This is a genomic window from Flavihumibacter sp. UBA7668 (assembly GCF_002483205.1).
Lineage (GTDB): Bacteria > Bacteroidota > Bacteroidia > Chitinophagales > Chitinophagaceae > Flavihumibacter.
On the sequence record NZ_DLHM01000004.1, the window covers coordinates 687,953 to 712,310 of the forward strand.

The window sequence follows — 24,358 nt, forward strand, 5'->3', positions numbered from 1 at the left end:
CAGGAATGTACTATTTTGCAGATGTATGTTATTCAGAACCAGCCTGCTATTCTTAATTATTGGGTTTGCCATAACCGGATCTGCGCAATCCAGACAATACAATTTTTCACAATTGGATATCTATTCGGGCTTATCCAATAATCAGGTAAATACGATTTTAAGAGATCAGCAGGGGTTTCTTTGGTTAGGTACCATGTCTGGTCTCAATCGATTCGACGGCTCCGATCTTAAACAGTTTCGCACGAGCCAGGGAAATCCAACCAGTCTGGTTGATAATAATGTAAGCGGATTGTATGAATTACCCGGACATGAAATATGGGTAATGACGCGAAAACAACCTTGCATTTATAATGCAAAAACAGAACAGTTCAACCCCGATTATCAGGGTTGGCTAAAAGAACGCCAATTACCTATCGACTCACTGATCCAAATAGAACGGGGACGGTCTGGCAGCTATTGGTTTTTGTTCAATCAATCTGGCTTATTCCAAATCAATCCTGCAGAAGCTGGCGCCAAAAAATTCTTCACGGCTACTAAACAAAGCCGATCTATCCAACCAACCAGTTTTAAGGAAACAAAGAATGGTAAAATATGGCTGGTATATAAGGATGGATTACTGGAAAAGCGATCCATACAAACTGGCCAGGTGGAATACAGCAGTTATGACCTGGACGAAGTGAATCCGGGGGAATTCGATTACCGGCTTTTTGCAGATTCAGCCGGACAACCCTGGATTTATGCTGCCAATACACCCAATGGTATTTTTTACTTACAGGAAAACGAACAACTGGTACGTATAAACGAAAACACCCAACCCCTGCAATTGAATAATGACCTGATTACCGGCGTTCTGGAGGATAGGGATGGAAATATCTGGCTTTCGACGGATCATGGCGGAATTAACCTTATAAATCGGGCCAAGGCGACTGTACGTTATCTGACAAATGATCCTCTCAATCCTAAATCCATTGCACAGAATAGTATTCTCACCATGCACCAGGACAGAGAGGGCATTATTTGGCTTGGAACCTATAAACAGGGCGCCAGTTATTACAATGCAAACCTGCTGCAATTTCAACATATCCATCATCAGGAAGCTATCCCCGGTAGCCTGCCATTTGACGATGTGAATCGTTTTGTAGAAGATCATCAGGGAAATTTATGGATCGGTACCAATGGAGGCGGATTGATTTATTATGATCGTCAGCAGCAGTCCTTCAAACGATACCTGCATGATCCTTCAAATCCTGCCAGTCTCAGTAACAATGTAGTGGTCAGTTTACTCGTAGATCATACTAACCGCCTTTGGGTAGGTACCTATTTTGGCGGACTTTCGACCTTTGATGGAAAACAGTTTACACACTACCGTCACATTGAAGGTAATGCTGGTAGTCTGAGCGATAATCGGGTATGGGAAATCTATCAGGATCGGCAAAATCGAATTTGGGTAGGTACCCTGAATGGAGGACTGAATCTTTGGGAGGAGGACCGACAACATTTTACCCATTTTTCAAAGGAATCCGTTAAGGAACCGGCACTGATTGATAATTATATCTCTTCCATCTTAGAAGACCGTATCGGAAACTTTTGGATTGGAACCGCATCAGGAATTACTGTTCTGTCGAACAACCTTAAATCAGTCAGACATTATCGATACAATGCGGATAGTTCGGGAAGTCTTAGTAATAATAATGTAATCAGCATATTAGAAGATAAAAAAGGTCGAATCTGGATTGGAACCAGAGAAGGATTAAATCTGTTTCAGCCGGCCACTAACAGTTTTCAGCATTTTACCCAGACAGACGGACTTCCTGATAATTCCATTCTAACCCTAACTGAAGACCGGCAACATTTGATCTGGATCAGTACACCCAATGGTCTCTGTAAAATAAAGGCGAATGGCCTGGAAGAGGACAGGGTGTCCCTGACTGTTATCAAATATGATGAATCCAATAATCTACAAGGACGTGAGTTTAATGAAAATGCGGCGCTATTAAGTTCTAAGGGAGAAATAATACTTGGAGGGCCTAATGGGTTTAATATAATACAACCGAATCTTTTAAATCAGCAGGCCCGGATTGCTCCGGTTCTAATTACCGGGTTACAGGTTTATAACGAGCCAGTGGAAGTTGGCACAAAAAAGAATGGACGGGTAGTATTACCTTTTTCAATTACTGAATTGGAAGAATTGATTCTAACACATCGGGATAATATATTCTCCATAGAATTTGCTTTACTTGATTTTTCGGGTACCCCTAACCGGTTTGCATATCAACTGGAAGGGTTTAATGAGGATTGGTTGTATACTGATCAGAAGCAGCGTCGGGTTACCTATACCAATCTTGATCCGGGTTCTTATACATTTCGGGTTAAAGCTCTGAACAATCAGGGAGAGTGGTCTGAAATAAAATCACTTAAAATCCGTATGAAGCCGCCCTTCTGGCTAACTCCGGTGGCCTATATGCTCTATTTCTTATTTGTAGTGGGATTGCTTTGGTTAGGACGAAGGATTATCATTGAGAGAGCGCGCATGCGGTTTGCGGTGCAGCAGCAGAAACGGGAAGCGGAGCGAATGCAGGCAATTGACCGCCTGAAAACAAAGTTTTTTACCAATGTTAGTCATGAATTCCGAACTCCGCTTAGTCTTATTCTTGCTCCTCTGGATAAAATCATTCATCAAACTATTCAGCCGGAGCAGAAAAAACAATTACATCTTGTCCAAAGAAATGCAAAACGATTATTAAATCTGGTTAACCAGCTCCTGGATTTCCGAAAGATGGAAGTAGAAGAAATCCGCTTACATGCTTCGATTGGTGATATTATTGGATTTGTAAAGGAGATCAGTTATTCTTTCACAGATATTGCGGAAAAAAAATCCATTCAATTTTCTTTTGAGTCCGGGCAGGATCATCTGGAAATGTATTTTGATAAGGATAAGATGGAGAAAATTCTGTTTAATCTTCTTTCTAACGCATATAAGTATACACCAGACAAGGGAACCGTTTCTGTTGGGATCAAAATGATAAAAGAGGATGTGCCTGAGCAGTTGGTCATTACTATTTCAGATTCGGGCATTGGCATTGCGGCTGATCAGCAGGATCGGATATTTGAACGTTTTTTTCAGTCGGAATTGCCGGAGAATATGGTGAATCAGGGAACTGGTATCGGATTAGCCATCACCCGTGAATTTGTAAAATTGCATCAGGGTAGCATCCATGTTAAAAGCGAGCCGGATAAAGGAACCAGTTTTATTGTCTGTATTCCGGTGCGAAAAATAAATACCGGCCTGACTAATCCGGAACTTCATCAACCTGTTCATTCGGACGAAACGGTAAAGGACCGAAAAACCATCCTGATCGTAGAAGACAATGAAGACCTGCGCTTTTATCTGAAGGATAACCTTCAATTCATTTACAATGTGGTGGAAGCGGTAAATGGCAGGCAGGGCTGGGATCTTGTTAAAAGTCGTAACCCTGATCTTGTTGTGAGCGATATCATGATGCCGGAATTGAATGGAATAGAGCTGGCCAGGTTAATTAAAGGCGAAACAGCAACTGCCCATGTCCCGGTTATATTACTGACAGCCATGGGGAGTGAGGAAAAGCAATTAGAAGGATATCAAATTGGAATTAATGATTATATAACCAAGCCATTCACCTTTGAAATCCTGGCTTCCCGGATTCAGAACTTGCTGGCACAGCAGAAGTTACTGCAAAAACGTTTCCAGAAACAGCTGGAGGTAAACCCCAGTGATATTACGGTGACTCTGCTGGATGAAGAATTTATCCGACAGGCATTGTCGGTAATTGAACGACAAATGGATAATCCTGATTTTTCGGTGGAAGAATTCAGTCGTGAAATGAATATGAGCCGGGTAGCCCTTTACAAAAAATTGGTATCGCTAACCGGAAAGGCACCATTGGAATTTATCCGGTCGATCCGAATGAAACGGGCTGCTCAGTTATTAAAAAGTGGAAAAACGGTTTCGGAAATTGCGTATGAGGTCGGATTTAATAATCCAAAACTATTTGCCCGGTATTTTAAAGAGGAATTTGGGGTCATTCCTTCCAAATATAAACAATCGGATACCTAATCGTTATCAAAGGACACCCCTGTAAAACACAGTCCCAGTCTAGCTTTATGGCGAATTGTTTTCTATCACCAAAGAAATGTTTGCCATATGAGGAGTATTTCACTCATCCTCTTTTTTCTGCTGCTGGGCGGCCTGATCCGGACACTGGGGAGTGGTCCGGTACCCTATAAAAAAACGGAAAAGGGTGTAATAGTTTTCACCGATCCACAGATTACCGGCCAATCCGGAGCCGTTCAACTGGAAGTTATTTCGGATAAAATAATCCGGGTGCTTGCTGCTCCGGGTAAACAATTTTCAACTGAGCAGAGCCTGGTTGTACTGCCTTTTGAAAAGCCTTACCAAAACTGGACCATCGAAGAAAGCGGCGAAGAGCTGGTGCTTAAAACGGCCTTCCTCAAAGCAGTGGTTCACCTGAAATCAGGTGTTGTTAGCTTTTATGATGCAACGGGAAAAATACTTCTTTCTGAAAAAAAACCGGGTGGCCGGCAATTTGAACCGGTTGTTTATGAAGGGCAACCTTCCCATCAATTGACCCAATCATTTATGGGACGGCCAGAGGAAGCCTGGTATGGGCTGGGGCAACACCAGGATGGGGTTTTCAACTATCGCGGAAGGCAGGTTTATTTTTTTCAGAATAATACCGAGGTAGCGATTCCCTTTCTGATTTCTACTAATGGATATGGAATTTTATGGGATAATTATTCATTAACAACTGCTGGAGATATCCGTCCATTTCGACCACTTTCCGCTTTCGAATTAACAGATCAGAAGGGCCTGAAGGGTTGGCTAACTGCTTCTTATTACAACGCGCAAACTGCGGAAAAGCCTGCCTTGCAAAGAGCCGAATCGGCAATAACAATGGAGTTTTTGGGAGATTCCAAACAGGCACTACCTGTAGCATTTAAGCCCGAGCAGGGTAAAGTTGTCTGGGAGGGAAGTATTTCTTCAGGTTTTACCGGCTTACATCAGTTTAAACTTACCTATGGAGGTACCATCCGCCTATGGATTGATGGAAAAGAGGTGTTGAATCGCTGGAGAAAAGCCTGGAATCCTGCGCCGGCATTATTGGATATTCCGCTTGAAAGGAATAAACCGGCTCAAATCAAACTGGAATGGATACCCGAAGGTTCCGAATCCTATTGTTCCTTTAAATGGCTGGAGCCATTGCCAGAAAAGGATAAGGATCAGTTTTCATTTTTGTCGGAAGCAGGTAAGCAGGTAGATTATTATTTCATTCACGGAAATACCATGGATGAAATAATTGCAGGTTACCGGCAATTAAGTGGAAAAGCCACGCTTGTTCCCAAATGGGCATTGGGCTTCTGGCAAAGCCGGGAGCGATATAAAACCCAGGAAGAATTATTGGAGGTGGTGAAAGAATTCAGAAAACGTAAAATTCCGCTTGATAATATCGTATTGGACTGGAGTTATTGGAAAGAAAACCAATGGGGTAGTCAGGAGTTTGATGAGAGCCGGTTTCCCTCTCCGGACAGTCTGATAAATACCCTTCACAATGATTATAATACCCGATTCATGATTTCGGTTTGGCCAAAATTTTATGAAGGTATAAAGGCGTATAAATCTTTTGAGGAGAAAGGGTGGCTTTATCCAAGGAATGTGGCAGATCGTCAGCGGGACTGGATTGGCAAAGGATACGTCTCCACGTTTTATGATGCATTTAACCCGGAAGCCCGCCAGGGATTTTGGGATCTGATTCAAAAAAATATTTATTCAAAAGGAATTGATGCCTGGTGGATGGATGCGAGTGAACCAGATATTCTTTCCAATGTTTCGCCTGAAAAAAGGAAGCTGCAGATGAGCGGAACCAGCCTCGGACCTGCTGCAGAATGGCTGAATGCCTATCCATTGCAAAATGCAAAAGGAATCTATGAAGGGCAGCGGAGTATTGATTCCAATAAACGGGTTTTTCTGCTTACCAGATCCGGATTTGCAGGCTCTCAAAGATATGCAGCAACCATTTGGAGTGGCGATATTGGATCTACCTGGTTTGATATGAAAACGCAGATTGCAGCCGGTATAAATTTTTCGATGTCCGGATTGCCTTATTGGACAATGGATATCGGTGGCTTTGTTGTGCCAAAGCGATTTGAACAACCAGGAACAGAAGATCTGGAAGAATGGCGTGAACTCAATACACGTTGGTTCCAGTTCGGAGCATTTGTACCCTTGTTTCGTTCACATGGTCAATATCCTTTCCGAGAGCTTTATAATATCGCTCCTGAAACACATTTGGCTTATAAAAGTATGGTGGATTATATTAACCTGCGCTATCGGCTGATGCCTTATATCTATACCATTGCCGGCCAGTCTTATCACCAGGATTATACGATGATGCGTGGTCTAGTAATGGATTTCCCAAAAGATACCCTTGTTCAATCAATCGGAGACCAGTATATGTTTGGTCCATCTATTCTCATAAGTCCGGTTGTTGAATACGGACAGCGATTGCGGCCGGTTTACCTGCCATCCGGCCAGGGATGGTATGAATTTTATACGGGGAAATATCATACAGGCGGACAAACAATCACTGCTGATGCCCCATATGAACGCATGCCAATTTTTGTGAAGGAAGGGTCGATTATTCCAATAGGACCAGCACTTCAATATACCGGTCAGAAGGTAGCGGATACCATCACGCTATTTGTTTATCGCGGTAGCGATGCCAGCTTTGAATTATATGAGGATGAGGAATTGAATTACGGGTATGAAAAGGGCAGATTTAGTAAGATTCCAATAATATATGAAGAGGCTTCTGGGAAACTTACCATCGGTAAAAGATCGGGTGAATTCCCTGGAATGCTGAAGAAACGGGTTTTCCGGATAATATCCATTCAGCCGAATAAACCAACGGGATTCAATCCGAATGCCAAAGTCTACCGGACACGCACATACGAAGGAGAAAAACTAACGATTCAATTCTGATAATTAAATACATGCAAATGAAAGCAACCAAAACGATGCAGCAATTGCCATGGCTGTTATGGATGGGCCTGTTTCTGCTCTTCCTTAACATCCAGATCCAGGCTCAGGTGAGCAGGGTCAATGGAAAAATTACGAGTAAAAAATCAAGTACAACACTGGCAGGTGCAACTATAACGGTAAAGGGTACCGGAAAATCGGTTAGCACCGATGAATCTGGGCGCTTTTCCATTGATGCAACAACCGGTGATGTATTGGTGATCAGTTTTATTGGACATCAGCAACAGGAGGTTGTGGTAGGTAGTTCTGCCGAAATCGGGATACAGCTTGTTGAAGCTGATACCCGGATGGATGAAGTAGTAGTAATCGGGTATGGAATACAAAAGAAAAAATTACTAACAGGAGCTAATTTGACAGTCAGGGGAGATGATATACAAAAGCAAAGCACCACAGATGCCTTACAGGCCTTACAGGGTCAGGCGCCGGGTGTGCAAATTACAACTACCTCTGGTCAGCCCGGGTCAGGTATGAATGTAATCATCCGGGGTAAGGGAACTATTGGTAATGCCAGTCCGCTTTATATTGTGGATGGTGTTTATTCCAATGATATTTCTTACCTGAACCCGGCGGATATTCAATCCATTGATGTGCTGAAGGATGCCGCTTCCGCTGCCATTTATGGATCGCAGGCGGCTAATGGGGTAATTCTGGTAACAACAAAAACAGGACGCATCAATCAGGCTCCGCAGATAACACTGGATCTTTTTTATGGAGTGCAAAATGCGCCTCAGAAAGCTGACTTACTGAATGCAAAAGAGTATGCTACAATCATGAACGAGGCTGCCATCAATTCTGGTAAAAGTCCCTATTTCACCAATGATCAGATTGACATCTTACCTGTTAATACCAATTGGCTGGATGAGATGTTTGTAAAAAATGCCATTACACAGAACTATGTTCTGGGAATTCAGGGAGGTGGCGGTAGCTCGATTTATTCAACTTCACTAGCTTACACCGGTCAGGAAGGAATAGTAGGGGGAAGGGATCAATCTAATTTTCAACGCACCACTTTCCGGATAAATTCAGAACACGGGCTGTTGAAAAATGTGCTTAAAATTGGGCAGCATCTGACCTTCAATTACCAAAAATCCAATGGAATTGGGGTGGGTAATCAATATAATAATACCCTGCGTTCAGCATTCAATACAAGTCCATTTGTAGCCATGTATGATGAGGATGGAAACTTCTTTGACAATAGCAATTCAACCTGGAATAATGGAGAAGCAAATCCTTATGCGGAAATGGTGTTTAATAACCAGAACAGAAATAATAACCAGCGCCTTTTTGGTGATGTATATCTTTTATTTGAGCCAATAAAGGGACTGAAATTTCGCAGCAGTTTGGGGGTTAATATGGGCTTCAATGAAAGTCGATCGTACACTCCTGAGTATAAATTATCCATTTATTCTTTCAGCGATTTTACCTGGTCAGCCCAATCCATGGGCAGAAGCCAGAGTTTACAGTTTGACAATTTGCTGAGTTATTCCTTCAACCTGAAAGGTGATCATCAATTTGATATAATGGCTGGAAGTTCTGCCCTGAAATCAGAAGGTTCGGGATTGTATGGCAGAAATCGCGACCTGGTTTTTTCCGGGCTTAAATATGCCTGGTTATCCAATGCAAGTAATACGGATGGAACCAATATCACATTAACCGGATCTCCATGGGAGGATGCATTGATGTCTTATTTCGGGCGATTGCAATATAACTTCAGAGAGAAATATTTATTTAATGCAACTTTCCGGGGAGATGGTTCCAGCAAATTTGATGCGGCTAACCGTTGGGGTTATTTCCCTTCTTTTTCTGCAGGATGGGTTGTGTCGAAAGAGAATTTCATGTTAAGCTCAAATTGGTTTGATTTCCTGAAGCTAAGGGCCAGCTGGGGGCAGGTCGGCAATCAAAACATTGCCGGATATCAGTTTTTGACACCGATTAGTTTTACTAATGCCAATTATACATTTGGGAATGTGGAAGGCGTTCTTAGTCCGGGTGCTTATCCAAACAGGTTAGGAAATCCGGGGATCACCTGGGAAACTTCTGAGCAGATAAATATTGGATTGGATGCAACAATCAAAGGAAAATTCAATTTCACCCTGGATTATTATATAAAAGATACCAAGGACTGGTTACTGGTTGCTCCGGTATTGGCAACAGCAGGTGCCGATGCTCCTTTTATCAATGGTGGGGATGTTCGAAATGCCGGCGTAGAGCTGGCCATCCAATACCGGAATAAAATTGGTGAACTGAATTACAATATTGGAGTGAATGGTGCATACAATAAAAACAGGATTGGAAATATTCCGACCCAGGACAATATCATTCATGGAAATACGAATTCGCTTTATGCCAATTCTTTGGAGTTTTACCGGGCCGAAAATGGATTTCCTGTTGGGTATTTCTGGGGTTTAAAAACAGATGGGATTTTCCAGACGGAAGAAGAAGTACTTGCCAATAATAAAGGCGGTCAGTTGGTACAACCGAATGCCATGCCCGGAGATGTCCGTTATGTTGATCTGAATGGGGATGGTATGATCAATGATATGGATCGTACCCAGATTGGGGATCCCAATCCAGATTTCACTTTTGGCTTTACACTTGCAGCAGATTATAAGGGTTTTGATTTTTCTTTATTGGCCAGCGGTGTAATAGGAAATCAGCTCGTACAATCCTGGCGCAATCATTCCAGTGCCAAAACTAATTATACAGCAGCTATTCTGGATCGCTGGCATGGGCCTGGGTCTTCCGACAGGATGCCCAGAGTTACGGAAGATAACCGGAACTGGACGCAGTTTTCCGATCTGTATATTCATGATGGCGATTTTCTGCGGATAAGCAATATAACTCTGGGGTATGATTTGTCAAAGGCTTTCCGCAAACGATTCCTTAGCAAAGCGAGGGTATATGTTTCTGCGCTGAACCTTTACACGTTTACCCGCTACAACGGAATGGATCCTGAAATTGGTTATGGTGAAGGATTTTCTTCAGGTGTTGACCTGGGGTATTATCCGCGTCCCAGAACTCTTATGCTAGGAGCAAATATTCGTTTTTAATAAATGCAAAGAAGAACCATGAAAAAAATACATCAATACATATTGGCGGTATGTCTGTTTTCAACTGCAGCCTGTTCGAAATCATTTCTTGATACGGAAGATGTAACCAATGCAACAGAACAAAATTTTTATAAAACACCCAATGATGCATACAAAGCACTCGTAGGTGCTTATGATGGACTGCAGCGTGTTTGGGCAGATGGAGTTGCATTACCTCTGGCAGCAGAAATCTTATCAGACAATGCCTATGGAGGCACGGGAAATTCAGATGGATTCGGATTTCAGTTATTGGATGAGTTTGATAAATTGCGTTCTCCTGCCGATCAGAATATCTATAGCGGTAACTGGATCGCCTATTACAAAGCAATTTATCGATGTAATATGCTGCTCGGTAAAATCGACGAAATCGATTTTAAAGGGGATGAAGAACTTCGGATGCAATACATTGCCGAAACCCGTTTTATTCGGGCCTATCTCTATTTTGATATGGTTCGTTTATGGGGGAATATACCTCTGTTAACTACCCCGTCAACTGAAAATCTGCCGCCTGCCTCTGCTGATGAGGTATATCAGGTTATTACAGAAGATCTTGTATATGCTGCAGAAAATCTACCGGCTATTGCACGTCCTGCTCAACCCGCAGCAAGTTTCGGAAGAGTTACCAGGTGGGCCGCAGCGTCTATGATTGGCAGAGTTTATTTGTATTATACCGGGTATTATGGCAAGGCTGATTTGGTGGGATTGGTTACCAAAACACAGGCACTTGGCTATTTAGAAGAAGTGATTTCAGGCAGCGGGCATGAATTGCTTTCTGATTTCTCCCATCTATGGCCTGCTGCATCCCTGGATGATTTTGCAGGAGAGGACAACCTTGAAACTATTTTCTCTATAAGGTATACCTATACTAGTGATTATGATGGAAATACAGATGGAAATCACTGGATGGTGATGATGGGTATGCGGGAGCAAAGCAGTTTCCCTTATGGAAATGGATGGGGCGGTTCAACTGTCAATCCTAAATTATGGAATGCATTTTCCGCTACTGATACACGTAAGAGTGCAAGTATTATTTCAATTGCTGATGAAGAAATCGATTTTACCATGAAAGCCAATCAACGGGAATACACCGGCTTTTATAATAAAAAATATTCCCCCATGTCCGATGAAGCGGGGAACAGTCTGGCCGTAAAGCTCGGTGCTGTCAATTTTATGATAGGCCAATTTCAGGATTATACGGCTATCCGGTATGCGGATGTATTACTGATGGCAGCGGAGTTGGGGGCAGCCAATGCCCAGGATTATTTTGATAAAGTACGCCAACGTGCTTATGGAAATAATTTCACTTCTTTAGCAGTGAGTCAGGAAAATATTATGAAAGAAAGACGGCTGGAGTTTGCAGGAGAGGGCATTCGGTACTGGGACCTGCTTCGGCAGGGTATTGATGCTGCAGCAGCAGCGATTGCTGAAAGTACCATTGTTGAAAATGGAGGAGTGGCTACTGCAAAAACCATAGCTGCGGATAAAATAAAACAAACTATGGGGTTGCAGCAGATACCCAATACCCAAATAACCTTGTCCAATAATGTACTGGTACAAAACGCCGGCTGGTAATTGTTCATTCTAAAACAACAACCTATGTTATCAAATAAAAAAATAGGAATCCTACTTTTAATGGGACTTGTCTTCCTGCTGTCCTGTAAAAAAGACAATTATAGTCTGGGTAATCTTCCTGGGTCGGATGCGCTTAAGTTTGAGGTGCTGCAGGATCTGCAGGTTGATCCGGGTGGAAATACGGTTTATCTGGTTAATAATTCACCCCAAACAGTGCCCGTTTGGGATTACGGTACGGGAGTCTCCAACCGACAGCGAGATACCATACGATTTGCGTTTAAGGGTGATTATGTTATTAAATATGCTGCTGTTACAGGAGGAGGTCTGGTAGCTGCTGATCCGGTAACCATAACAGTTACTGAAGACAATCTGAATTATGTAAATGATCCCTTGTGGACTTTGTTATCAGGAGGAGTTGGACAGGAAAAAACCTGGGTATTGGATGCGAATGAAAACGGGGATAAAAAATTCTTTACCAGTCCGATTTATTTTGCCGGGCAAGATAATGCTTATGGCAGTAAATCGACTGATGGGAAAACGGTTGAATGGACACAGGTTTGTACAGATCCCAGCGGACCTAATTGCTGGACATACGGACCTAATTATACCTCTGATACCTGGGCTGCAGAAAAAAGAGATTACGGGTTCATGACCTTTAGTTTGAAAGGCGGACCATTTTTGAAAACGGATCATAAAGGGGTGGCGGGAATCGCAACAGAATCAGGAACCTATTTCCTGGATGTCAATACCCTAACTCTCAGCACAAGTAATGCAAGTCCGCTTTTTGTTTCCTATACACCAAATGATGTGAATTCTGTGTATAGCTGGAGAATCCTTTCACTGACTGAAAATACTATGCAACTGGCGGTGAAAAACAAAGCCAAGGATGAATTCCAGGTGCTCAATTATTTATCAAAAACCTATAGTGATAACTGGACACCACCTCCACCGCCGGCTGCTCAACCGGATGAAGGATATAATCCAAGCTTCAAGCCAGGAGAACTGCTGGGCATGCTAACTGGTGGAGTAAACAGTGGTCGGTTCTGGACCCTTGATGCGAACGGAAATCCTATTGATTGGATTGCGAAAGGAAATGGCTGGACCATTGATAAATCTTCATCTTATAACTGGGGATGGAATGAAAGCTGGGACGATGCGGTGAAAAATTCCTGGATCCGGTTTGATCAGATAGGTGGACAGCATTATACCCGTTTTCAAAATGGGATAACAACCAATGGAACATTTACTATTGATGAAGCAACCAATGAAATTACCCTTGTTGGTAATACGTTGCTAACCAATGCCGCCAGCTGGATGAATCCAACTACCAATAAACTAAAAGTGGTAAAAGCATTTACTACTGATTTCAGAACAAAGGGAATCTGGTTTGGAACCAGTTATGACGCTACCAAGGATGAATGGTTCGCTTTCCATTATATAATTCCGTGAGGCTCTGCTAAATAATTGTACACGATTTTCTTTTGCAATGCGTGTTTAGCTGGCAGCCACATGGTACCCGTAATCAGCCATTCGGTTGAAATGGGTACCATTTTTTTTTAATAATTTTATGGTTAAATTAAAAAATTGATGGGTTTAATTGATATATAGCAACACCTTGATTGTACTAATTGAAAAGTTTATCTAATTTTACAGAATCGTTCCCCTCGTTCCAATTATCCCCCTTTTTTTATTTTAACCCTGACTCAGCCATGAAACTGAACCTATCCGTATGGTCCGTATTATTCCTTTTGCTTCCCCTCTCTTTTTTCGGACAAATGCACCCTATTTACAGGGATGCGGATTCAACAACCAGTGTAAAATCGATGCATTTCATAGATGAAGGGGAGGGCTATGTTGTATTTGATAAATGGTTTGGTCATGCAATAGATTCCGGAAGGACAATTCAACGTTTGGATATTACAAGTACCAACGTAAACTTCGGAACATATCAGGTAGATTTTAGCAAAGGATTTGTCGTAAATGGCTTTAATTCAATAAATGAAAACAGGGTCTTTGTTTATGGTCAAATCGCAGGTATTTCATCTGTTTTACTGACCCTGGATAAAGGCAAAACCTATACCCTGGTCTATCATAATTTGAATATGGAAATGCCTCCCGGAGAAGGAATAACCAATATGATTTTCCCCGGGAATGGAGACCGGGGTATTGCTGTAAATGCAGGAGAAATATTATTGAGTACAGATCGTGGAGCTAGCTGGCAAGCGGTTTTTTCGGATTATAGTAATGATTTGAGAGGAATTGATTGGATCAACGAAACTACTATACTGGTTTACAGTAACAGCCGAATCCTTAAAACGACAGATGGAGGAACTACGTGGTCGGACGTTTATATCCCCGGAGCAGCATTGATTTCAATCGATTTTATTACATCAACCAAGGGCTGGGCGATTAATGGACCCTATTTGTACAGAACTGTTGATGGTGGTCTTAACTGGGAAGAAATGAATCCTGAACAGTCCTACGATCCTTTTGGTTCTATTTATTTCCGATCAGACAGTGTTGGCTTCATGAATGGTTCTGCTTTTACAACCCTAATGACAACGGATGGTGGCTATTCATGGGAACCTTTACATAGATTCGATCCATTTCAGTCAGGAACCAGAGAACATCGGGTTATGGCAATTGTCCGTAGTAGTAATAGTTTGTTCGTTGGAGGAGCTCATGGAAATATCGAAAGGCTTAGGATTTATGATGCAAGTCCATTACCTAAAGCTGTTTTTCTTGTCGACAGTTCAGATTATGCAAACAGCCAGCAGTTATTGCTAAAAAACTATTCCAATAAAAAAAGACGATTTAACTGGTTGCACCAGGGCAACTTAATTGCTGAAACCTATGACGCAAGTATTATTACCGATCGTAGCAAGGCTGATACAATTCAACTAATTGCTACTAGCGGACTGAATAGTGATACGATGACAATCGTTTTGCCATCCAGAGTTGTTGACCAAAGCTGCGATGCTGAATTCAATTTCCAGATTGATTCAACCGAAATACAGGTAAGTGCAATTAGTCAAAATCCTGGAGAACTTCATTACTGGAATATGGGAGATGGCCAGTTGAGAAACGGATTAGCCGCTTTCAGGTATTCTTATCAAGCAACTGGAACTTATATAGTAGAGCATATTCTGTATAATGATGAAACCGGTTGTGCTGATACAATATTCCATGAAATTAAAATCCAGCGGTTAGCAAGTTGTTTGCAAGGGGAAATAGAAGTTAAGCAGAATGGATTAATAATCAATGAGCGAAAATTCCAATTTCATCTGGACACCCTTATAGAAAAGAATCCAACCACTCAGCTGACTTGGAACTTTGGTGACGGTCAGACAAGTAATCTGGATTCGCCAACCCATCAGTTTGTTAAACCGGGTAATTATGAGGTTTGTCTGACTCTTTTGAATCGTGCTACGAATTGCAGTTCTCAGTTTTGTACCAATCTTGTAATTGAACCAAATTCGGATAGTTGCAGTGCCAAATTTAATAGTTTCACAAAAGGGAGTGATCCGGCTGTTCAGGTATCCGACCGAATGGTTTATCTGCAAACTGTAGATCAGCTCAATAAGGAGCGAATATTGCACACATGGAGAATAGATGGAAGAGATACTTTGAATACAGGAAATGAAGGGGATTTCTCTGCTTATTTCTTTCAGGATAGTCAGCTGGCAGGGTTTTCAGGAATAACAGGGGACGAATGTTCATCGGATTTGATAGCCGCTATACATGTGGATTCACTGAATAGAAGTGTTCAGCATTTTGTTTACGATCCGGCTACTGGTTGCAGAGATAGTTTTACACTGGTAGTTCGGGTGCCGACCAAAAAAATTATAAGTTTTATAGCCCGCCCTGATGATCAGTTGCCAGGAGGCTTACGAATTCATGCTTTGGATAACCGTGATAGTATGGGGGTTCCGCATTATTCTGTCTGGAACATAACATCTGGAGAAAATAATTATTTTACCGGTGATTATACGGAAGGAAATCAAACGCTGAATCATGCTTTTGATGCAGCAGGAAACTATCGTATTTCAGTTGCTGAAAACACTTGTGAAGATAGCCGGAGAGAAGTATATTATACTAATTATACAATAAGCTCGGTTGGATGTCCGGCTTATGTTCCACAAATCTTTTATAAGCAATCCAATCTGTCAGATCCTCTGTTGATTTCTTTCCGCGATAGTTCTGACAGATTCAGTCAATATCAAACCAACAAAATGACCTGGTATTTCGGAGATGGAGATAGTTCCTTCAATGCCAGACCGGAACATAAATACAATCAGCCTGGCGTTTATACAGTTGAGCTGAAATATACCACCGCTTCCGGATGCATTAAAACAGGAACTTTTCAGGTAAAACTGGAATTGCCCTGCACAGTTACAGCTGACCTGGAGGTATCTAAAAATCCGGCAAATCCATCTACCTATACTTTCTCCAGTCCAGGCAATACAGGGGCAGGTCAATGGAAATTTGCCTGGTATTTTGGTGATGGAGACTCATCTGCTGCAAGAACCGTGTCCCATACTTATAAAACAGCAGGAAGCTTCCACGTTCAATTAAAGGTTCAGTTATCGGATGGTACATGTTCTGTAATGAAGGATACAATAATTCTGGTAGAGCCTGCTGAAGTATGCCAGCTCAAAGCATCCTATTCAACCATTATTGATGGAAATAGTGTATTATTTAAAATAGATACCACGAGTACGGTAACCGGAAACAGTTTTCATTGGTCTTTTGGAGATGGAAATGAAAGCACTAATGTAGTTCCTTTACATCGTTTTGATACCAGTGGTTCCTATCTGGTTTGCCTGACCATTAAAAAAGATGATAATTGTGCTATTCAATATTGTGATTCAGTACGAATCAGCTATGCGGAATTAAGAATGATTCAGGCGTATCCCAATCCGGTACAGGGACAGATGATGGTTCAATATTTTTCTGAAAAGAATGAATCGGTTGTGTTTGAGTTAATCAGTGAATCCGGAATGGTTTTGCTGAGTAACAGGCGTTCTGTACTCTCAGGATCCAACAATATTCCATTTGATTTATCAGGATTTAAAAATGGAATTTATGTAATAAGAACCACGTCAGTCTCCGGTGTTCGACAGTTTTTCCGAGTAGTCAAATTATAAATATCTTGCCAGAAAACTTTGTGGGTTTTCCAGTTTATATCTTCGATAACGGACACAGGCAGGATATAATAAAATTACTGCGCAAATCCATACAAGATAGACTACACCCAGGGAAAATCCATTTGGTGTTGTTGAAGGCCGGCCGAATCCAAATGCGCCAAAATTCAGCTGAGCAAAGGAATACCCTTTGACCAGAAAAATAAAGACCATGGCAGCGTGAATAAGGTACCAGTGTAAAACATAATAAAAAAGAGGAACAGATCCGTACACTTCCAGAACATTGTTTACAGAAGCCGGCAGCCGGTTGCTTTTAAGAAATGCATATAGGAGTAATGCAATTCCTAAGAAGAATAGCGTAAAAAGCAGGGATGGGGGATATTTTTGAAGATTTATAAAGGACAGAAAGCTATAAAAAGGCTGTACTTCAATTTTCCATTTACCAGGATCACCATATCCATTCAAAATACGCAATAAAACCCCTGTAGCGAGTAAACTCAAACCCATCCATCCAAACCAGGAAGATGTACGATCTGCTTTGCTGAAATAGGGGCCAAATCCAAACCCAATTAAAATGATTCCAAGCCAGGAAAGGATTGGATAAGCAACGAGTAAATTATGATCTGGTCCCAGTGGCAGAAATACCTGTGCTGTTAATACCGGAATAGGATAAAAACCTTGCAATAACAGGATACTGACTCCTGCAATTAATAAATTCTTTGCTGGTATGCGGATAAGTAATCCCATTGCAATAAATCCAATTCCAATAGTACCAATTACCTGAAAAATCAGAATATTAAAGTGAATGTTGAACCAGATTCCAAAATTTACCAGCGTCAATTCCAGTAAAACTAACCAGGTTCCTCTGAGCAGGAGCCGGTTTCGCAATAAGGTAGTATCCGGTTGTTTTATTTGTTGCAGGTAGATGGAAACTCCTGCCAGAAAAACGAATGTTGGGGCACATAAATGCGTAATCCATCGGGTAAAAAACAAGGCAGGTGTAGTGGTTGCCAGGTTCAAAGGGTCTTCCGTTAATGCCGGTTCATGAAAAAGATCCCTCGTGTGATCCAGTGCCATAATTATCATGACCAATCCTCTTAACTGGTCTATTGCAGCGATTCGATTGCTCTTAATTATTGACATGTGGTTCAATTTTATTATCAGGATCTGTCAGTTACCTGTTTACCATTATCCAACATCATGTTTCTGGTGACAGATTGCGGTATTTCATCCGGATAATGACTTACATAAATCAGGCTAATCGAAGTTTGTTGGCAGATTCGGTCAATTAATTCCCTAAACTGTTCAATCTGGTTATTGTCAAGGCCCTGGCAGGGTTCGTCCAGAATCAATAATGGAGGAAATTTGACCAGGGCTCTTGCTACCAGGCAAATTCTTTGTACACTTGTTGCCATATCCCGCAGCAAGCTATCAGCAAATTGATGAATACCAAGAGCTTCCAGCAATTCGGATACTATTTTGGCATTTTCTATTGATGGTTGTCGATATAAACCAACGGTATCATAAATTCCTGATTCTACAGCATGTGCAACGGTCGTATCCTGCGGAAAATATTGGAACAATTCAGGTGATACATAGCCGATCTTTTGTTTTAGCTCCCAAATTGATTCACCAGATCCTCTCTTTTTTCCAAATAAGTAAATTTGATTCGCATAAGCCTGCGGGTTATCTCCTGTGATCAGGCTCAGTAAAGTGGATTTTCCCGCTCCATTATGACCAGTCAGTGACCAGCGTTCTCCCTTTCTTATTTTCCAGTTTACACCGTCCAGAATGATTTTATTTCCATATTGAACATGACCATTAATCAGTTCCAATATTTCGTTTAAGTCTGGATTTTTCCATTTTGAAAGCCATCCATCCATTTTGTTGATTGAGCAGTTATTATCTGTTTCAGCCGACCAGGAATTAATAAAATCATTTTTAGGGGATGCCGAAAGTATTTTACCTTTTTCCAGCACAGCTACATGGGAAACAGCTTTCGGAATTTCTTTTGGTGAAAGGCTTAGCACCACATGGATACCGGATTCTATAATTTCATCAAGGAACAGTTCGAAATCGGCTCTTGCTGCCTGATCCATTCCGGACAGGGGATTATCGAGCAGGAGCAGTGCTGGTTGTTTTACCAGTGCTGCTGCCAGCAATAAGCGCCGGGTTTCACCATTTGAAAGGAGAATTACCTGTTTGTTTAAAAGTTGTTCCAGGCGACAACGTTGTATAAGTTTTTCAATTGTCCAAATGCTATTGTAATGTTCTCTTTTTTCCTGTTCCAGATATGCTGCAACAGTTGGAGCATCTTCGGAATCGCAGGAATTAAATCGCTGCTGGTAATAGAAATTACTGGTATTGGAAAGGTTGGTAAAATGATGTCTTGCATCCAGAAATGAAACAAGACTTCTCCAGGAGAATAGGGAGGGGGCTAATGTAGGGGGCGTTTCCTGATAGTTTGCATAAAATCCGGGATTCCAGCTTCCTCCGATTATAGGTAATTGTCCGGCTAAAGCCTTCAATAAACTTGTTTTACCTGCACCTCCGGAACCGACCAGTGCCCATGTTTCACCAGCCTGGATGGTGAAGTCCAAATCATCAAATAATACTTTTCCATGGTGCTGAATTTTTCCTTTTTTTATGCTGAAAACGGTTCTTTTGTTCATTCTAGTACTACTTTCATGACGGGTTGGTGCTATTCAATTCCCATGTTAATGCACCAGTTGGACAGGCGTCTACCTGTGCTTTGATTTGATCTGATTCAGCCCCTTCCATATTGATCCAGGGTTTTGCCTGAAGATTAAATACACCAGGTAAACCTGTAACACACCTGCCGGAATGTTTGCAAATGGACGGTTTCCAGATAACGGTAATAGCATTGTTGCGATAAAACATTTTTTTTACCGTTTGATCTTCATTGAAAATAAAAGTCCGTTCAACCACCTCGCCTTTCAATAATTTGCTAATTGGACAATTGTTGGCAATTTCCACCAGTTTTTCCATTTGTTCATCCGTAATTCCGGTACTAAACCGTAAATCTCGATCAAATGTTGTAATGGTTTTATCGTCTTTCTTGTATTGAAACAAATTGGTTTTAATGCTGATTTCAGGGATCACCCATTCTTTTCTATCTATATACATTCTTAGGGTTGCAAGCGTGCAGGTGCCAAGCGAGGACAACAATAAAGTGAACGGGTCAGGCCCCAGATCTTTTCCTCCGCTGGTTATGGGTTCATCTGCTGTAAATTTCCCATTTCTCCAATGAACTTCCATTGTGTATTTCTGCAGGCCGATGGAAGCTTTTACCGGTTTTTCTAATTTATACTTCATAAGAATTGTTTAAGATCGGGAAGGGATGGTTTTGGGTATTCTAAAGTGAAACACACTCCCCACACCCGGTTCGGATTCTACACATATTGTACCTCCTAAATTATCAATGATTTTTTTTACAATAGCAAGGCCAATGCCGGTACCACTGTAATCTTCTCGTTTATGTAAGCGCTGGAATATAATGAAAATCCGTTCGTGGTAATCAGGTGCAATGCCAATTCCATTGTCTTTCACAGATATTTCCCATTCAATATCCAGGTCTTTGGCACTAATATAGATTCGTGGAGAAGTTTCTGCCTTACTATATTTGATTGCATTGGCTACCAGATTCTGGAATACCTGGAGAAGTGGTGAATAATAACAAAGAATGGTTGGAAGCGGGTCGAATTCAACAATTGCAGCCTTATCTTCCATAAGATTCCTGTTAAGAGCTATGGTTTCCTCAACCAGCCGATTTAGATTAACTGCCGTTAATTTCTCATTATGTTTACCAATTCTTGAAAAGTCAAGCAGGTCCAGGATAATCTGCCGCATTCTTTTGGCTCCATCTGTGGCAAAATAAATATATTGATGTGCTTTTTCATCGAGCTGTCCATGGTATTTTTTTTCCAACTGGGTAAGAAAGCCGGTTACCATCCGAAGTGGCTCCTGAAGATCATGGGAAGCAACATAGGCGAACTGTTCCAGTTCCTGATTGGAAAGCGCCAGTTCTTTCAGGTTTTTCTCTAATTCCTGGTTCAGATCTTTAAGTGATGCCTCATACTGTTTTCTGTGAGAAATATCAGACATGGCTCCGAGTGCCCGTATTACATGTCCCTGTTCATTTCTTATAAATATAGCTTTGTCAACAACATATGCATATTCTCCGGATGCTTTCAGAAAACGATATTCCTCCTCCCAGTTATTTGTAGCAGTACTTCCATCCATATACCCCTGTATTTTTTCAACAACAATACCACGGTCATCCGGATGTATCAGGCTTATCAGAAAATGAAAGCTTGGATTTGTTTCAAGCAGATTATATCCAAACAAGGTACTGAAACCATGCCCCCAGAACAGCTTATCCTTTTCAACATCATAGTCCCAGATAGCATCATTGGTAGCTCTTGTGATAATTTCAAATCGCTCATTTGATTGCCTGATTTGAGCTTCTGTTTTTTTACGGTTGCTGATATCACGGATGAATACGGAAGTTCCATTTCCCGAAGGATATACTACAAGGTCAAACCATTTATTTGTAAATACATTATTGTATTCAATTGATTTTTTTTTCCTGCTTCCTAAAGCCTCATTTAATGCAGTAAAATCGGTTAATTGTAATGCTTCGGCCAATACAGAGGAAGCATCTTTATTTTCTACCTGTTGCCTGGGTAAACTGAATATATTTTCCGCCTGTTTGTTCCAGTAGGTTATTTTCCCCAGCTGATTAATAGCACAGAAACCATCTCCAATGCTCTCCAGAATAGTATTTCTTTCGAATAAAGCTGTTTCCAGTTGAACCTGGTTGTTTTTACGCTGAATTGCGGCAGCCAGATTAGCAGTGACATTGATTAAAAAACTGATTTCTGATTCAGTCCAATAACGTTCCTCCCGGCAATCATCAAACCCGATAAGTCCCAGACACTCATTGCCGGCCATAACCGGAAGCGCAAGGCAGGATTTGATCGATTGTATCTCAAGTATTCCTTTTAATTTTTTATCCTGAATACCAGAGGTTATTAACCGAACGGGTGATCCTTTTGTCAATGGACCGAAATAATCAGGAAAGTCATCTATAGGTACTTCCTGTAAATCTGGATTGTTGTTGGCTGGCTGAAGATCTTCAGATACCCATTCAAAGCGCTGGCTGGCGTGTTGCTGACCGGTTATCAAATCCTTATATAATTCAAAATAATAAACACGATCCACATCCACTGTTTGTCCGGTTAATTCAAATACCCCGGGAAGTACGGTGGTCCATTCATCTACCTGCAAAAATTCACTGATTATTATAGAAAGCGTATCTAATAATTTATTTTTTTTAGATAGTTCCAGCTCAATGGTTTTGCGTTCATGAATATTCTGTAAACTACCATAAATGCGGACACAAATACCTTCCTGAAATTCTCCATTTCCAATGGCTCTGACCCATCGGTCATTTCCTTTGGCAGTTTTTATTGGAACTTCGAAGTCGAAATTTTTTCCGGTTTGAATAATAGCATCAACCTGTTGTTTTACCATTTCCCGATATTCTGGATGGTAAAAGGCAACAGACTTTTCAAGGTCTGGTATATATCCTTCCTCCACTTCATGAATGGAACGGGTAACCGGCGACCAGTAGAGTAGTTGATTGATCAGGTCAAGTTCCCATCCGCCAACATTTGCAAGATTGGATGCGTTGTCCAATAATATTTGTAATTCCCTGGTTTCTGAATTGTCGCGCATAATACCAACCATTCGTGTCGGCCTACCTTCTGCATTCCTGATTATATGCCCGATTTCTTCAATGAATGCATAGGTTCCATCTTTGCGTTTGTACCTGTAATTACTCTCCCAACGATCCAGGCTTCGATTTTCTACAAAGAATTTTAGGCTTTTATTTACTCTTTCGGCGTCTGCGGGATGAATTTTATTGCTCCATTCGGAAAGGGGAACCGGTTGGCTAATTTCTTCTGAATAACCAAATAGTCGATTGTATCCATCGCCAAACAACAGTTTGTCTTGTATTATATCCCAATCGTAAATCGCATCTTTAGTAGCTCTGTTAATGAGTTCAAATCTGTCATTGCTTTCTTTTATATTTTCGAGGTAGTTAAATTTTGTAATTACAAGTGATAAAAGGTGTTGAGATCGTTCGATGGCAAATTCTTCAAACGTACCTGGAATTTTTGGGGTATTGTAATAAAGCGCAAATGTTGCAACTACATCCCCTTTATCATCCAGTATTGGCTGAGACCAGCAGGCGGCAAATCCATATTTGAATGGAAGGTTCCGATGGTTTGACCATCGCTCATCTTCGTATACATTTCCTACAATAACTTTTTCTTTTAGAAAAGCTGCTGTTCCACAAGAACCCTGATTCAGTCCGATTGTGAGACCATTTAATTCAGCAGCATATTCAGCTGGAAATGATGGAGCAGCAAGCGTAAACATTTTACCCTGCTGTATTTTCATGACAGATGCTTTCATGTCTGGAAAAAGTTGTTCCAGATCTAGCAAATAAGAATTTATAAGTTCAATAAGTTGGACATCCTGCTGGATTGCCTGACGCAATAATTTTTTTTCTATCTTATCCAGTTCATCATAAAAGTAATCGGCAGTTACATCAACCATGAGTCCGGTTAATTTTATAGGTCTTCCATTATTGCTAATCACTTTAACACGATCATGTAACCAGATATAGGTTCCAGCCTTTGTTTTTAACCGGTAATCAAATACGTGATTATTTGATAAGTTGGTTTGTGTATGACAATAGTTAATAGCAAAATCACGATCCTCCGGGTGTATATGTTTTTGCCAGAAATCTGGTTCGTTGATCCATTCTTCTGAAGAATAACCTGTAATTTCCAAAGCCTGCGGTGATACATAGGTGAATTGAAAACTGGTGGCATCGGCTTCCCAAAAAATTCCGTCTGCATTTTCAAGTAAGATTTTACTTGTTTTCCGGGCATCCTCCAAATTCTGCCTTATTTCAGTGAACTCGGTAATATCATGGAATACTCCCGCCAGTTTAACAGGTATATTATTCTCATCCCTTATTACGGAAGCTTTGGATTGAACTATGATTGATTTTCCCGTACGGGTGATCAGTCTCTTTGTAATATTGTATTCAAGGCCTTTTTCCAATACATCCTGCATATGTTTCAATGCGCCATCCCGGTCTTCGGGATGGATTATATTGCTTCCAATTTCAAAATCTACGATAAATGACTGGGGAGGATAATCCAGCAAATGATATACCCCATCAGACCAGTAAATAGACTGATCTCTGAGATCAAGTGTCCACGTTCCGACTTTCATTAATGATTCTACGTGGTTCAGATGGGTTTGTTCCGTAGTAATTGGATCACTGGAAAAACTAGGCATATCCTTTCAGTAAATAGGTTTAGGATTTGGACATTATAAATGTACAAAAACAAATCCCA

The 24,358-nt window shown here is 41.2% G+C and carries 10 protein-coding genes; 6 read left to right on the top strand and 4 right to left on the bottom strand.

The genetic code is table 11. From position 1 onward, the window contains the following. Window positions 1-25 precede the first annotated feature (25 nt). The 6 genes from B2746_RS10970 to B2746_RS10995 all read left to right on the top strand — a co-directional run bounded on the left by B2746_RS10970 (window position 26) and on the right by B2746_RS10995 (window position 16,901). On the top strand, window positions 26-4,093 hold the full coding sequence (locus B2746_RS10970) for a hybrid sensor histidine kinase/response regulator transcription factor (protein ID WP_290793497.1): 4,068 nt from the start codon (window positions 26-28) through the stop codon (window positions 4,091-4,093). Window positions 4,094-4,180: 87 nt separating this feature from the next. Then, on the top strand, window positions 4,181-7,036 hold the full coding sequence (locus B2746_RS10975; protein WP_290793500.1) for a TIM-barrel domain-containing protein: 2,856 nt from the start codon (window positions 4,181-4,183) through the stop codon (window positions 7,034-7,036). A gap of 17 nt (window positions 7,037-7,053) precedes the next feature. Beyond that, complete coding sequence (locus B2746_RS10980) at window positions 7,054-10,143, top strand: SusC/RagA family TonB-linked outer membrane protein (protein ID WP_290793502.1); 3,090 nt, start codon at window positions 7,054-7,056, stop codon at window positions 10,141-10,143. Window positions 10,144-10,161: 18 nt separating this feature from the next. Continuing rightward, window positions 10,162-11,754, top strand: coding sequence for a RagB/SusD family nutrient uptake outer membrane protein (locus tag B2746_RS10985; protein WP_290793504.1), 1,593 nt, complete (start codon window positions 10,162-10,164; stop codon window positions 11,752-11,754). A gap of 24 nt (window positions 11,755-11,778) precedes the next feature. Beyond that, window positions 11,779-13,203 (top strand): hypothetical protein, encoded by a 1,425-nt coding sequence (locus B2746_RS10990; RefSeq protein ID WP_290793507.1) that lies wholly within the window; start codon window positions 11,779-11,781, stop codon window positions 13,201-13,203. A gap of 260 nt (window positions 13,204-13,463) precedes the next feature. Next, window positions 13,464-16,901: a PKD domain-containing protein gene (locus B2746_RS10995; RefSeq protein WP_290793510.1), complete on the top strand. Its 3,438-nt coding sequence runs from the start codon at window positions 13,464-13,466 to the stop codon at window positions 16,899-16,901. On the opposite strand, the gene B2746_RS11000 is transcribed toward B2746_RS10995, so the two are convergent. The 4 genes from B2746_RS11000 to B2746_RS11015 are packed head-to-tail and all read right to left on the bottom strand — an operon-like array spanning window position 16,896 to window position 24,299. Further along, complete coding sequence (locus B2746_RS11000) at window positions 16,896-18,041, bottom strand: DUF1624 domain-containing protein (protein WP_290793513.1); 1,146 nt, start codon at window positions 18,039-18,041, stop codon at window positions 16,896-16,898. The genes B2746_RS10995 and B2746_RS11000 overlap by 6 nt on opposite strands. A 17-nt stretch (window positions 18,042-18,058) precedes the next feature. Further along, complete coding sequence (locus B2746_RS11005; protein WP_290793515.1) at window positions 18,059-19,570, bottom strand: ATP-binding cassette domain-containing protein; 1,512 nt, start codon at window positions 19,568-19,570, stop codon at window positions 18,059-18,061. Window positions 19,571-19,583: 13 nt separating this feature from the next. Continuing rightward, window positions 19,584-20,234: a (4Fe-4S)-binding protein gene (locus B2746_RS11010; RefSeq protein ID WP_290793518.1), complete on the bottom strand. Its 651-nt coding sequence runs from the start codon at window positions 20,232-20,234 to the stop codon at window positions 19,584-19,586. A 9-nt stretch (window positions 20,235-20,243) separates the two neighbouring features. Next, window positions 20,244-24,299 (bottom strand): PAS domain-containing protein, encoded by a 4,056-nt coding sequence (locus B2746_RS11015; RefSeq protein WP_290793521.1) that lies wholly within the window; start codon window positions 24,297-24,299, stop codon window positions 20,244-20,246. Window positions 24,300-24,358: the final 59 nt, after the last annotated feature.

What these genes read in the sequence shown, in the direction of transcription:
- B2746_RS10970 (WP_290793497.1), top strand. Translation starts at nt 26, where the DNA reads ATGTTATTCAGAACCAGCCTGCTATTCTTAATTATTGGGTTTGCCATA.
- B2746_RS10975 (WP_290793500.1), top strand. Translation starts at nt 4,181, where the DNA reads ATGAGGAGTATTTCACTCATCCTCTTTTTTCTGCTGCTGGGCGGCCTG.
- B2746_RS10980 (WP_290793502.1), top strand. Translation starts at nt 7,054, where the DNA reads ATGAAAGCAACCAAAACGATGCAGCAATTGCCATGGCTGTTATGGATG.
- B2746_RS10985 (WP_290793504.1), top strand. Translation starts at nt 10,162, where the DNA reads ATGAAAAAAATACATCAATACATATTGGCGGTATGTCTGTTTTCAACT.
- B2746_RS10990 (WP_290793507.1), top strand. Translation starts at nt 11,779, where the DNA reads ATGTTATCAAATAAAAAAATAGGAATCCTACTTTTAATGGGACTTGTC.
- B2746_RS10995 (WP_290793510.1), top strand. Translation starts at nt 13,464, where the DNA reads ATGAAACTGAACCTATCCGTATGGTCCGTATTATTCCTTTTGCTTCCC.
- B2746_RS11000 (WP_290793513.1), bottom strand. Translation starts at nt 18,041, where the DNA reads ATGTCAATAATTAAGAGCAATCGAATCGCTGCAATAGACCAGTTAAGA.
- B2746_RS11005 (WP_290793515.1), bottom strand. Translation starts at nt 19,570, where the DNA reads ATGAACAAAAGAACCGTTTTCAGCATAAAAAAAGGAAAAATTCAGCAC.
- B2746_RS11010 (WP_290793518.1), bottom strand. Translation starts at nt 20,234, where the DNA reads ATGAAGTATAAATTAGAAAAACCGGTAAAAGCTTCCATCGGCCTGCAG.
- B2746_RS11015 (WP_290793521.1), bottom strand. Translation starts at nt 24,299, where the DNA reads ATGCCTAGTTTTTCCAGTGATCCAATTACTACGGAACAAACCCATCTG.